Here is a 10905-nt window from a genome sequence, read left to right as displayed (position 1 = left end):
TCAGACAATTTCCGCGTCATAACCCATGAAAAAATTCGGGTTTTGGGGTAGCAGCGGTATATCACCACCTGCGCTATTTCCGAGAGGTCGCAATAGAGGGGCACCTTGGCCAAGCTGCGGCGCGCTTGAACGTGGCACAATCTGCGCTGTCAGTGCAAATCCGCCAACTCGAAGAGCGCCTTGGCTTTGCATTGTTCGAAAGGGTTGCACGCAAATTGGTGCTGACCGAAGAGGGGCGCATCGTACTTGATCACGCCGACCAGATTTTTCAAAGCGGGGGATGAGTTGCTGGCCACATTGCAGCAATCCAGCACCGCCAGACCGGTCTTGCGCATTGGGGCAATTTCCACGCTGTCTCGTAACTTCCAGCTTCAGTTTTTGCGCCCTTTGCTTGGTACTGATGACTATACGTTTTCGTTGAAATCAGGGCAGGGGCAGGCGCTTTTTGAAGAGTTGGAGACCCTAGGCCTTGATGTGGTTCTCAGCACCCATGTGCCTGAAAATGATATGGGCAGTAGCTTTGCGGCGCAGCTGATCGCGCAGCAGCCTGTGCTGGTACATGGTGCGCCTGAGCGCCTTAAGCACCAAACGCTCGCGCAGCTTTTGGCGCACGAACCGCTGATCGTTCCGACAGAAAATGTCATTCGTACAGGGTTCGAAAACCTCGTAGCGCGACTGGGGATTCGGCCCAACGTCGTGGCGCATGTGGATGATATGGCGATGGTGCGTTTGCTTGCGCGCGAAGGTGTTGGGCTTGCGATTGCGCCCAGAGTTGTGCTCGCCGATGAGATCGACAGCGGCCGTCTGGCCACTGCGCCCTTTGATCTAGGAATTTCCGAGCCGTTCTACGCTGTTACCTTGCCACGCCGTTTTCCGCATCCTGCTTTGCAGCAGTTGCTGAGCGATCAAACCGTGGATTAAGTGTTGAACAAGAAGTGCAGCACATCGCCGTCTTTAACGGTGTAGGCCTTGCCCTCTGCGCGCATCTTACCGGCTTCTTTGCTACCTTGCTCGCCATTGTTCGCGATGTAGTCGTCATAGGCGATGGTTTCTGCGCGAATGAAGCCTTTTTCAAAGTCGCCGTGGATCACACCTGCGGCTTTGGGCGCGCTGGTTCCTGTCTGGATCGTCCATGCGCGCGCTTCTTTTGGTCCGACTGTGAAATATGTCTCAAGATGCAATAGATCGTAGCCTGCGCGGATAAGACGGTCGAGACCGGCTTCTTCCAGGCCCATTTCCTCAAGGAACATTTGGGCTTCTTCGGCGTCGAGCTGGCTGATCTCTTCTTCGATCTGTGCAGAGATAATCACGTGTGAATTACCTTGCGCGGCAGCCATCGCGGCGACCGCTTCGGAGTGCGCATTCCCTGTCGCGCTCTCGGATTCGCCGACGTTACAGACGTAGAGAACAGGTTTGGAAGTGAGAAGCTGGAGGAGTGTCCATGCTTTCAAATCGTCTTCATCAACAGAAACGGTGCGAGCTGGCTGTCCGTCTTCGAGCGCTTTTTGAGCGGCTTCCAGAAGGCGGTCCTGTTGGATCGCTTCCTTGTCGCCACCACGCGTTTTGCGTGTCAAACCTTGGCGACGCTTTTCGACGCTCTCAAGGTCCGCGAGCATCAGCTCTGTTTCGATGGTTTCTGCGTCCTCGACCGGATTGACGCGACCATCTACATGGGTGACGTCGCCGTCTTCAAAACAACGTAGCACATGGGCGATGGCGTCGGTTTCGCGAATGTTGGCAAGGAACTGGTTGCCGAGCCCTTCGCCCTTGGACGCGCCTTTAACGAGGCCCGCGATGTCCACGAACGTCATACGTGTTGGGATGATCTGTTTGGACCCTGCGATCTCGGCCAATGTGTCGAGACGTGCATCAGGCACGGCAACGTCGCCCACGTTGGGCTCAATTGTGCAGAACGGGAAATTCGCAGCTTGCGCGGCGGCAGTCTTGGTTAATGCGTTAAAGAGCGTGGATTTACCAACGTTTGGCAGTCCGACGATACCCATTTTGAAACCCATGACACTCTCCTTTTTCGGCCCAATCGCGCGATCCGCTTCCATATGGCAGGTTTTTAGCGCCGTGCAAGGCGATGCTGTACTATGGTCGCGCGAAAATAGGAGGGAAGTTGATGAAAGTAACACCATATTTAACATTTGCGGGTCATTGCGAAGAGGCCATGACGTTTTACGCAAGCGCGTTGAGCGGTAAGATCACGATGTCCATGACCTTTGCCGAGATGATGGGCGAAGGCGCGCCAGAGGGTTTGGGTGAAAAGATAGCGCATATGACGCTGGATCTGGGCGAGGGCAGCCAATTGTTTGCGTCTGATGTGTTTGATGAAAGTGACTACAATGGTGTCGAGGGTGTCGCGATGAGTGTGACCTGCGCAAATGTAGCGGAAGCGGAAACGTTGTTTGGTGTGATGTCCGAAGGGGGCATGGTGACGATGCCACTGGCGAAAACAGACTGGGCAGAGCTCTTTGGCATGTGTCGTGATCGTTTTGGCGTTGGCTGGATGATTGACTTAGGCGCTGGTTAAAGGAGCGCATGCGCGCGCATGTTTGAGCACGCCTGTGGGCGTGCCAGTGCCTCTGGCAGGGATATTTGTGAAGAGAGGACGCGCGTTGTGCCTTTAGACGTGTGGCTTTTTTAAGTGAAGGACTTGCGAAAGGGCGTGCTTTCGCGGCACATGCACTCATGGTTTGTAGAAGGACACCGACATGACCCGGATTGATGCCAAATTTGAGAGCTTGCGCGCGCGTGGCAAGAAAGCTTTTGTCTCCTACATTATGGCGGGTGATCCTGACGCAGCGGTTTCGCTGGAAATCATGAAGGGTCTACCAGAGGCGGGCGTTGATATTATCGAGCTTGGTTTGCCGTTTACTGATCCAATGGCCGATGGCGCGACGATCCAGCTTGCTGGGCAGCGGGCGCTTGAAAGTGGGATGACGTTGCAAAAAACGCTCGATATGGCACGAGCATTCCGCCAGAGCGATGACACGACACCGATCGTATTGATGGGCTATTACAACCCGATTTATTCGCGCGGTGTCGATGCATTTTTGACTGATGCGAAAGATGCGGGGATCGATGGTTTGATCGTAGTGGATTTGCCACCAGAAGAGGATGCAGAGCTTTGCATTCCGGCGCAGGCTGCGGGTCTTAATTTCATTCGTTTGGCCACGCCGACAACAGATGATGCGCGTTTGCCGCGTGTTTTGCAGAACACATCGGGTTTTGTGTATTACGTCTCGATTACAGGGATCACGGGGGCCGCTAATGCAGAGGGCGCTGATGTCGGTCCTGAGGTTGCACGGATTAAATCACAGACGGACTTGCCTGTGATCGTAGGCTTTGGGATCAAAACACCAGAAAAGTCGCGTGAGATTGCAGCGATTTCTGATGGCGCGGTCGTTGGTTCTGCGATTGTTGAGCGTATCGCAGCAGGTGACAGTCCTAGTGACGTTTTGGCCTTTGTGAAAACTTTGTCGGATGGGGCGCACAGCGCCTAGTTCAGACATAAAACTGTTTTGACGAGGGCGTGCCAAAAGGGGCGCGCCTTTTTTAATTGCACGTTCAAGTGTTGGGCGGTAAATTAATTTTACCAATTATTGCGAGGATGACGTGATGGCCGTGATTACTGAGATCAAAGACTTGAAGCGTATCTACGAGCGTCGTGTGCCGCGGATGTTTTATGACTATGCTGAAAGCGGCAGTTGGACAGAGCAGACCTTTCGCGAAAACACATCCGATTTTGATCAACTCCGACTGCGTCAACGCGTGGCCGTGGACATGACTGGACGTTCCACGACAAGCGAAATGATTGGCCAAGAAGTTGCGATGCCTGTCGCATTAGCGCCTGTCGGCTTGACCGGAATGCAGCATGCGGACGGAGAGATTAAGGCGGCGAAGGCGGCGGAAGAATTTGATGTGCCGTTTACGCTGTCAACGATGTCGATTTGCTCGATTGAGGCCGTTGCGGAGAAGACCAGTAAGCCGTTTTGGTTCCAGCTCTATACTATGAAGGACGAAGGCTATGTGCGCCGTTTGATAGAGCGGGCAAAGGCGGCGAAGTGTTCTGCGTTGGTGATAACACTGGATCTGCAAATCTTAGGGCAACGGCATAAAGACCTGAAAAACGGTTTGTCTGCGCCACCTAAATTGACACCGAAGACGATTGTTAACCTGATGACCAAGTGGACGTGGGGCTTGCAAATGTTGGGCACCAAAAACCGTGAGTTTGGCAATATCGTCGGGCATGTAGATGGCATTTCCGACACCTCCCAGTTGGGGGCTTGGACCGCGGAGCAATTTGATCCTTCATTGGATTGGGGTAAGATTGCCAAGATCAAAGAGATGTGGGGCGGCAAGGTCATCTTGAAAGGGATCCTTGATGCGGAAGACGCGAAAATGGCGCTAAAGGTCGGTGCCGATGCGATTATCGTCTCCAACCACGGTGGGCGTCAGCTGGATGGGGCGATGAGTTCAATTAAGATGTTGCCGTCTATCTTGGATGCGGTGGGTGATCAGATCGAAGTGCATCTCGATAGCGGTATTCGCTCTGGCCAAGATGTCTTGAAGGCAGTGGCGATGGGCGCGAAGGGCACTTACATCGGCCGTGCGTACATATACGGGCTTGGTGCGATGGGACAGGCTGGCGTGAGCAAGGCGCTTGAGGTTATCCACAAAGAACTTGATATCTCGATGGCGCTATGCGGAAAACGCAAGATCAGTGAACTTGATCAAGATGTTTTGCTGGTTCCCAAAGATTTTACAGGTGATTGGCGCTAGCGGGTCTGTTGTAACACCTGTGTCGTCTGTGGTTTGGGCCGAATGTTGGTTTTAGACCCCGAGTGTTTTAATTTAATTTAGTGTTAAATTATACGCCATGCACTGAGCGCATGGCGCTATTCGTTGTGAGCTCTACCTAAGGTAAACAAGCTCTGTTAATCACGCGCCAAAAGAAGATGCGTGCGCCATTCTCAAATTTTAGAATACAATGCTGCGTCTTAATCAGCCAATTTTGCGCTGCTGAAATTTTAGTTTTGAGTTAAACTAAAATCCAATAGCGAGAACGTTTAAGGGAAGAGGGACGTATGAGCGAAGAGATGAAAGACCTAGATCCTGTTGAGTCTCGAGAGTGGCAGGATGCGATATTGGATGTGATTGAGCAAGATGGTGCGGATCGGGCGCATTATTTGTTGGATAGGGCTGTTCAGCAGGCGCGTGCGGCGGGTGCGACTTTGCCGTTTTCGGCGACGACACCGTATCAGAATACGATTCCTGTGGATGACGAGATTGATGTTCCGGGTGATCTGGACATGGAGTGGCGCATTCGCACGATCAATCGTTGGAACGCGATGGCGACGGTTGTGCGGCGCAATAAAGTCAGCAGTGAATACGGTGGTCACATCGCGTCATTCGCGTCCTCGGCCGTTATGTATGACATCGGTTTGAACCACTTCTGGCGTTCCAAATCTGCGATCCACGGCGGCGATCTGGTGTTCTTTCAGGGCCACGTGATCCCGGGGATTTATGCGCGTTCCTTCATGGAAGGGCGTCTCACAGAAGAACAGATGGACAACTTCCGCTCTGAGGTGAATGGCGGCGGTCTGAGCTCTTACCCGCACCCTTGGTTGATGCCGGATTATTGGCAGTTTCCCACTGTTTCCATGGGCTTAGGGCCATTGATGGCAATCTATCAAGCGCGCTTTATGAAGTATATGCACAACCGTGGGCATATCGATATGAGCGACCGTAAGGTCTGGGTCTTCTTGGGCGATGGCGAGATGGACGAGCCGGAATCGCGTGGCGCGATTGACTTGGCTGCGCGCGAAGGGCTCGACAATTTGATCTTCGTGGTGAACTGCAACTTGCAACGTCTTGACGGCCCTGTGCGCGGCAACGGCAAGATTGTGCAAGAGCTTGAGGGTGACTTCCGCGGGGCCGGTTGGAACGTGATCAAGCTGCTTTGGGGCAAAGGCTGGGATGCGCTGCTGGAAAAGGACACGAGCGGGCGTTTGCGCCAGCTGATGGACGAGACAGTGGACGGCGATTATCAAACGTTCAAATCGAAAGACGGGGCGTATATCCGCAAGCACTTTTTTGGGAAATACCCCGAGACAGCAGCACTGGTTGAGGACTGGTCGGACGAGCAAATCTGGGCGCTACGCCGTGGTGGGCATGAGCCCAAGAAAGTCTATACAGCCTTTAAACGTGCGACAGAGACCAAGGGTCAGCCGACCTGTCTGTTGATCAAAACGGTCAAAGGGTATGGCATGGGCACAGCGGGTGAAGGGCAAAACACCACGCACCAGCAAAAGAAAATGGCCGAGGATCAGCTGCGCGCGTTCCGCGACCGCTTTCAAATCCCGATAAGTGATGAGGACCTGCCGAAGGCGCCGTTTGTGTCGCTGAATAATCAACAAAAAGCGTATTTGCTAGAGAAGCGCAAGGAATTGGGCGGGGAATTCCCCAAGCGTGAGTGGCGCGATGCGCCCAAGCTGGAAATCCCACCGTTGGAAAAGTTTGATGCTCAACTAAAAAGCACTGGGGATCGCGAAATCTCGACCACGATGGCGTTCGTGCGCATTCTGACGACGCTTTTGCGCGACAAGAATATGGGCAAGCAAGTGGTTCCGATTGTGCCGGACGAGAGCCGCACGTTTGGTATGGAAGGGCTGTTCCGCTCGGTTGGTATCTACAATCCGATGGGGCAGAACTACACGCCCGAAGACCGCGATCAGATGTCTTACTACAAGGAATCCACCGACGGTCAGGTTCTGCAAGAGGGCATCAACGAGGCGGGCGCGATGGCGGATTGGATTGCGGCGGCGACGTCTTATTCCAACCACGGCGTGCCGATGGTGCCGTTCTTTATCTACTATTCCATGTTCGGTTTCCAACGCATTGGCGATCTGGCTTGGGCGGCGGGCGACAGTCGTGCGCGCGGCTTTATGCTGGGAGGCACGGCGGGACGCACGACCTTGAACGGCGAAGGCTTGCAGCATGAGGACGGGCATAGCCATATCCTCGCGAGCACGATCCCGAACTGTATCTCTTATGACCCCACATTCAGCTTTGAGGTTGCGGTTCTGGTGCATCACGGCTTGCAGCGTATGTTTGTGGATCAAGAAGATGTGTACTTTTATCTGACACTTATGAACGAGAACTACGCACATCCAGAAATGCCGATGGGTGCGGAAGAGGGGATCATCAGAGGTCTTTATCGTCTCAGCAAAACAGCGAAACCTGCGAAAAAGCATGTGAACCTGATGGGCTCTGGCACGATTTTGGTGCAGGCGATGGAGGCGGCGAAAATGCTGAAGGAAGACTTTGGTGTCACCTCTGATATCTGGTCTGCGACCAGCTTTAACGAGCTGGCCCGAGATGGTCAGGATGCGACACGTCACAACCGTTTGAACCCGTTGGCGGACGCGCAGATGCCTTATGTGACGCAAGTCTTGAGCGGGGCGAAAGGCCCTGTGATTTGTGCGACCGATTACATGAAGAACTACGCAGAGCAGATCCGCGCTTATGTGCCGCAAGAGTTTGTAGTGCTTGGAACGGATGGCTACGGGCGCTCGGACAGCCGTGTGAACCTGCGCCGCTTCTTTGAAGTGGACGCGAACCACATTGCGGCGGCGGCGATGGTGCAGCTCTTCAAGGAGGGGGTGATCTCCGAGAAGGATCTGACATCCGCGCTTTCTAAATATGACATTGACGGCGCAAAGCCGAACCCCCGCTTGGTTTAATTGGGGAAGGAGAGAATAACATGGCTATTGAAGTAACAGTCCCTGACATCGGCGATTTTAACGACATTCCAGTGGTGACCGTTCTAGTCAGCGTGGGCGATACGGTAGCGGTTGAAGATCCGATCGTTGAACTCGAGAGCGACAAGGCGACGATGGAAGTGCCATCCTCGGCGGCGGGCGTGGTGAAAGAGATCAAGGTGGCAGAGGGCGACACTGTCTCTATGGGATCCTTGATCCTGATCTTGGAGGGTGAGGGCGCTGCGGCGGTTCCTGTTGACGCTCCGAAAGCAGAGGCAGCTCCGGCTCCGGCAGCGGCACCCACGCCTGCACCAGCAGCGGCTTCTGTGGCCCCGGTCATGGATGCAGGGTTTGGCAAAGCTCATGCCAGCCCATCGGTGCGGGCCTTTGCGCGCACGCTTGAGATTGATCTGGCCAAAGTGAACGGCACAGGCCGCAAAGGCCGCATCTTGCGCGAAGACATCACCAAGGCATTCAAAGCCACCTCCGTTCCCGCATCAACAAGCGGCGCGGCGGGGGGCATGGGCATTCCACCGATCCCAGTCGTCGATTTTTCCAAGTTCGGCCCTGTGGAAAATGTCGAGATGCCACGCATCAAGAAGCTCAGCGGCCCGGCGCTGCACCGTTCTTGGCTCAACATTCCGCATGTGACGCATAACGACGAAGCGGACATCACGGATCTGGATGTATACCGTAAAGAGATGGACACGATGGCCAAGGAACAAGGCTACCGCGTCACTTTGCTAAGCTTTGTGATCAAAGCCTCTGTGTCGGCGCTGAAAGAGCATTGGGAGTTCAATTCCTCGATCCATCCCGATGGCGACAAGCTGATCAAGAAGGACTTTTACAACATTGGTTTTGCAGCTGACACACCTGTTGGCCTGATGGTGCCAGTGATCAAGGATGCGGATAAGAAAGGTCTTGTCGAGATCTCCAAAGAACTGATGAGCCTGTCCGCGGCTGCGCGCGAAGGCAAGCTCAAAGGGGCGGATATGCAAGGCGCGACCTTCACCATCTCGTCCTTGGGCGGCATTGGTGGCACGAGCTTCACGCCGATTGTGAATGCGCCAGAAGTGGCAATTCTCGGCCTCACGCGCTCAAAGATGGCGCCTGTTTGGAACGGCGAAGAGTTCGTGCCGCGCCTGATGCAGCCGCTCTCATTGTCCTACGATCACCGTGCTGTCGATGGCGCTTTGGCCGCACGCTTTGCCGTGACACTCAAGACGTTGCTTGGCGATATGCGCAAGTTGATGTGGTAGGGGGAGATAGTCTGATGGAAATCCAAGTACCCGATATTGGTGATTTTAATGACATTCCTGTCGTCTCTGTTTTGGTCTCTGTTGGTGACACTGTCGCCGCGGAAGATGCTTTGATCGAGCTGGAATCTGACAAAGCCACAATGGAAGTGCCGGCCCCTGTGGGTGGTACCGTCAAAGAGATCAAAGTGGCCGAAGGCGACAAAGTCTCTATGGGCACTGTAATTATGGTGTTTGAAGGCGCTGGCGCTGAGGAGGCCCCGAAACGGGCCGAGGAAGCCCCTGCACCTGCCCCGACGCAAGTGGTTGCGACTGGCACGGCGCGCGGCGCGGGTGATATCCACGCCGAAGTGGTTGTTCTTGGCTCTGGTCCCGGTGGCTACACCGCTGCGTTCCGCGCGGCGGACTTGGGCAAGAAGGTTGTTCTCATTGAGAAGAACCCGACTTTGGGCGGTGTGTGTTTGAACGTCGGCTGTATCCCGTCTAAAGCATTGCTGCACGTCGCGAAGGTGATCACTGAGGCCGAAGAAATGGGCGCGCATGGTGTCACTTTTGCAAAACCCCAGATCGATCTGGATGAGTTGCGCAGTTTTAAGGACAGTGTTGTCGGTCAACTCACGGGCGGTCTTACAGGGCTTGCGAAAGCACGCAAAGTGAAGACCGTAAAGGGCACAGGCCAGTTCACCGGAGCGAACATGATCGAAATCACTGAGGGTGGCAAAACAACGACCGTCAGCTTTGATCAGTGCATCATCGCGGCTGGGTCCGAACCTGTGAACCTGCCGTTCCTACCGCATGACGACGAACGTGTGATTGATTCAACCGGTGCGTTGGAACTCAAAGACATACCTAAGCGTATGTTGGTTCTGGGCGGTGGGATCATCGGTCTGGAAATGGCCTGCGTTTACGACGCGCTTGGCTCCAACGTGACCATCGTAGAACTGATGGATCAAATCATTCCGGGCGCTGACAAAGACATCATCAAACCTTTGCACACCCGCATCAAAGGCCGTTACGAGAACATCCTTTTGAAGACCAAAGTCACCGGGATGGAGGCCCTAAAGAAGGGTCTCAAAGTGACGTTCGAGGATGCTAAGGGTGAGATGACGACGGATACGTTTGATAAGGTTCTTGTCGCAGTCGGGCGCACGCCGAATGGTGGCAAGGTTAACGCGGCTGCGGCAGGTGTTGCTGTGGATGAGCGCGGTTTTATCGCCGTGGACAGCCAGCAGCGCACAGGTGTGCCGCATATCTTCGCGATTGGTGATCTGGTGGGCCAGCCGATGCTCGCGCACAAGGCTGTGCACGAGGGCAAAGTCGCCGCCGAAGTTTGCGCCGGTCATAAGCGTCACTTTGATGCCAAACTGATCCCCTCTGTGGCCTATACCGACCCCGAAGTCGCATGGTGCGGCGTCACCGAAACCGAGGCCAAAGCCAAAGGCATTCCTTACGAGAAAGGCGTGTTCCCATGGGCCGCTTCGGGCAAAGCCCTCTCGAACGGCCGGTCAGAAGGCATCACCAAGCTGCTGTTCAACCCTGAAGATCAACGCGTCATTGGCGGCTGCATCGTGGGTATCAACGCCGGTGATCTGATCGCTGAAGTTGGCCTCGCTATCGAAATGGGCGCCGATGCGGTCGATCTAGGCCACACCATCCACGCACATCCCACATTGTCGGAAACCGTCAACTTCGCCGCCGAAATGTTCGAAGGTACAATCACGGATCTCATGCCGCCGAAAAAAAAGAAGTAAGCGGAGAAAACCAAACACTTGCAATACCGCGCGCCCCATAAAGGCGGGTGGTATTGCTATGTAGAAACTTTCCTTAGGTTCAGGACTCATAACCAGAATATGACGGTTGCAGCGAGGGCGATCGCTGAC

At 54.4% G+C, this 10905-nt stretch carries 9 protein-coding genes; 8 read left to right on the top strand and 1 reads right to left on the bottom strand.

Annotated elements, in window-relative coordinates; translation table 11 throughout:
* Positions 1-68: 68 nt before the first annotated feature.
* Positions 69-284, top strand: coding sequence for a LysR family transcriptional regulator (locus tag PFRI_RS21915; protein ID WP_342742256.1), 216 nt, complete (start codon positions 69-71; stop codon positions 282-284).
* Positions 247-921 (top strand): substrate-binding domain-containing protein, encoded by a 675-nt coding sequence (locus PFRI_RS00395; protein ID WP_342742255.1) that lies wholly within the window; start codon positions 247-249, stop codon positions 919-921. Before PFRI_RS21915 ends, PFRI_RS00395 begins: the two co-directional genes overlap by 38 nt.
* Here the strand turns inward: PFRI_RS00395 and ychF are convergent.
* Entirely contained in the window at positions 918-2015 is a 1098-nt protein-coding gene (gene ychF / locus PFRI_RS00390) for a redox-regulated ATPase YchF (RefSeq protein ID WP_072628795.1), read from the bottom strand. The genes PFRI_RS00395 and ychF overlap by 4 nt on opposite strands.
* Positions 2016-2125: 110 nt before the next feature.
* On the opposite strand from ychF, the gene PFRI_RS00385 reads away from it, so the two are divergent.
* From PFRI_RS00385 to lpdA, 6 genes are all read left to right on the top strand, one after another.
* Positions 2126-2536 (top strand): VOC family protein, encoded by a 411-nt coding sequence (locus PFRI_RS00385; protein WP_072628794.1) that lies wholly within the window; start codon positions 2126-2128, stop codon positions 2534-2536.
* 181 nt (positions 2537-2717) lie between these two features.
* Positions 2718-3509, top strand: a complete 792-nt coding sequence (gene trpA / locus PFRI_RS00380; RefSeq protein WP_072628793.1) for a tryptophan synthase subunit alpha — start codon at positions 2718-2720, stop codon at positions 3507-3509.
* 115 nt (positions 3510-3624) lie between these two features.
* Positions 3625-4788: an alpha-hydroxy acid oxidase gene (locus PFRI_RS00375; protein WP_072628792.1), complete on the top strand. Its 1164-nt coding sequence runs from the start codon at positions 3625-3627 to the stop codon at positions 4786-4788.
* A gap of 305 nt (positions 4789-5093) precedes the next feature.
* Positions 5094-7751, top strand: a complete 2658-nt coding sequence (aceE, locus tag PFRI_RS00370) for a pyruvate dehydrogenase (acetyl-transferring), homodimeric type (RefSeq protein WP_072628791.1) — start codon at positions 5094-5096, stop codon at positions 7749-7751.
* A gap of 20 nt (positions 7752-7771) precedes the next feature.
* Positions 7772-9028 carry a 2-oxo acid dehydrogenase subunit E2 gene (locus tag PFRI_RS00365; protein ID WP_072628790.1) on the top strand — a complete coding sequence of 419 codons (1257 nt, stop codon included), beginning with the start codon at positions 7772-7774 and terminating at the stop codon, positions 9026-9028.
* 14 nt (positions 9029-9042) lie between these two features.
* Positions 9043-10776: a dihydrolipoyl dehydrogenase gene (lpdA, locus tag PFRI_RS00360; protein WP_072628789.1), complete on the top strand. Its 1734-nt coding sequence runs from the start codon at positions 9043-9045 to the stop codon at positions 10774-10776.
* The last annotated feature ends 129 nt before the right edge of the window (positions 10777-10905 follow it).

The sequence above is a fragment of the Planktotalea frisia genome, assembly GCF_001890925.1.
GTDB classification, from domain to species: domain Bacteria; phylum Pseudomonadota; class Alphaproteobacteria; order Rhodobacterales; family Rhodobacteraceae; genus Planktotalea; species Planktotalea frisia.
This window is presented reverse-complemented; position numbering and strand designations above follow the sequence as displayed.

What these genes read in the sequence shown, in the direction of transcription:
- PFRI_RS00365 (WP_072628790.1), top strand. Translation starts at nt 7,772, where the DNA reads ATGGCTATTGAAGTAACAGTCCCTGACATCGGCGATTTTAACGACATT.
- trpA (WP_072628793.1), top strand. Translation starts at nt 2,718, where the DNA reads ATGACCCGGATTGATGCCAAATTTGAGAGCTTGCGCGCGCGTGGCAAG.
- PFRI_RS00375 (WP_072628792.1), top strand. Translation starts at nt 3,625, where the DNA reads ATGGCCGTGATTACTGAGATCAAAGACTTGAAGCGTATCTACGAGCGT.
- PFRI_RS00385 (WP_072628794.1), top strand. Translation starts at nt 2,126, where the DNA reads ATGAAAGTAACACCATATTTAACATTTGCGGGTCATTGCGAAGAGGCC.
- lpdA (WP_072628789.1), top strand. Translation starts at nt 9,043, where the DNA reads ATGGAAATCCAAGTACCCGATATTGGTGATTTTAATGACATTCCTGTC.
- ychF (WP_072628795.1), bottom strand. Translation starts at nt 2,015, where the DNA reads ATGGGTTTCAAAATGGGTATCGTCGGACTGCCAAACGTTGGTAAATCC.
- aceE (WP_072628791.1), top strand. Translation starts at nt 5,094, where the DNA reads ATGAGCGAAGAGATGAAAGACCTAGATCCTGTTGAGTCTCGAGAGTGG.